We start from the raw sequence: 1569 nt of genomic DNA, 5'->3' as shown, positions 1-1569 counted from the left end.
AATGTTGGTAAACGATCATCAATGGAGTTGATGTGAAATCGAAGCTCGAACTCTAAACAGCTATCGTCAGGGCATTAATCGTTTCCGGCCAAATCGACGAACACTGCCCTTGAGTAAGCTTAGTCAAAGATTCAATGATTCATTGTCTAACATGAACAAAAACGGGCATTCATGGACATTGATGAGCTGGCAATAGCTCTACTGTTCAGGCTTTGAGTAACAAGCGCATCACTCTTCGGTTTTCGGTGCAGAACAAGACTCAGATTTTACTTACACCATTTGTAGGATGGCGTCCTACAAATGCGATTATCTGCTTTTCATCTCTTCCCTTATCTTTGCCTCATCCAAGACAAACGAGACAACTTCATGAACACAATGCCGCACGAGCTGGTATGGGGTGAAATCTATTTCCCGCCGCTGCTTTTAGTCATCGGATTGGCTTACGTTCTGACCACGATGGTGACTTCGCTAGCAACGAGATGCGGACTACATAAGTACGTTGCATTCCCTGCACTGGCAGAGCTAAGTCTGATTGTCATTTTTACCGGCGTTATTGGCCAATTTATTTCAATCTTTTGAGGAAAGCGCACTGTGATTAAACGTTATCTCATTACCCTTATTTTGTTGTGTACCGCGGGTACTGTGCTTTACACCCACTACCAAACATACACAAACAATCCATGGACGCGAGACGGACAGGTGAGTGCCTATGTTATCTCCATTACACCTCGAGTCACTGGGCAGGTTACGCAGGTGTATGTTGCTGATAACTCAAAAGTAAAAAAGGGAGATTTGCTGTTTGAGATTGATCCAAGCACATACGTTGCGTCTTACCACAAAGCACTGGCAAACCAGAAACAAGCGACTGCATTGCTAGCAAAGGCACAAAATGAAGAACAGCGAGCACGAAAATTAGAGAAACGTACGCACGGTGCAGTGCCTGCGTTAACTCTTAGCAATTTACATAATGCCGTACAAACAGCGCAGGCAAATGTTGAACTAGCGAAAGCAAACATTGAAGAAGCGCAGCTTAACTTGGACTTCACCAAAGTTTACGCGCCGACCGATGGTTACATCACCAATCTAAACGTTCGAGTGGGCTCTCAAGTGGTCGCTAACTCCCCTGTTGTCGCCCTTATTGATGAAAATAGCTTCTGGATTGAAGGTTACTTTAAAGAAACAGACCTCGCGGGCATTGCCCCTAACGACCGCGCAACCGTGACATTACTCATGCATGATGACGTCGAGTTAGAAGGCAAAATCAAAAGCATTGGTTTTGGCATTGCGAAAAAAGATGGCACAACAGGAAATGACCTTCTGCCAACAGTGAACCCTAACTTTCAGTGGATTCGCTTAGCTCAACGTATCCCAGTCAAAGTGACATTGAATGAAATGCCAAAAGATCTGCAGCTTCGCGTAGGCATGACGGCATCGATAAAAATCATCAAACACTAATTAGGTGAAGGTCATGCTGAGTTCATCGACTAAAGAAGCAATAAAAGCAGCGCTCTCAATTGTTGTCGCTATTTGCCTTGCACTGTGGTTTCAGTGGGAAAAACCTTATTGGGC

Annotated in this window: 2 protein-coding genes; both read left to right on the top strand. The window is 44.6% G+C overall.

Annotation, left to right across the window (positions count from 1 at the left end):
* Positions 1 to 366: 366 nt before the first annotated feature.
* Positions 367 to 579, top strand: a complete 213-nt coding sequence (locus R7Q47_RS24010) for a DUF1656 domain-containing protein (RefSeq protein WP_005454886.1) — start codon at positions 367 to 369, stop codon at positions 577 to 579.
* Between the two features lie 12 nt (positions 580 to 591).
* Positions 592 to 1455 carry an HlyD family secretion protein gene (locus R7Q47_RS24005; RefSeq protein WP_140352087.1) on the top strand — a complete coding sequence of 288 codons (864 nt, stop codon included), beginning with the start codon at positions 592 to 594 and terminating at the stop codon, positions 1453 to 1455.
* The last annotated feature ends 114 nt before the right edge of the window (positions 1456 to 1569 follow it).

It is taken from the genome of Vibrio sp. Vb0349, assembly GCF_033338975.1.
Note: the sequence above shows the minus strand (reverse complement) of the source record. Positions and strands in the feature narration are given on the sequence as shown.

What these genes read in the sequence shown, in the direction of transcription:
- R7Q47_RS24010 (WP_005454886.1), top strand. Translation starts at nt 367, where the DNA reads ATGAACACAATGCCGCACGAGCTGGTATGGGGTGAAATCTATTTCCCG.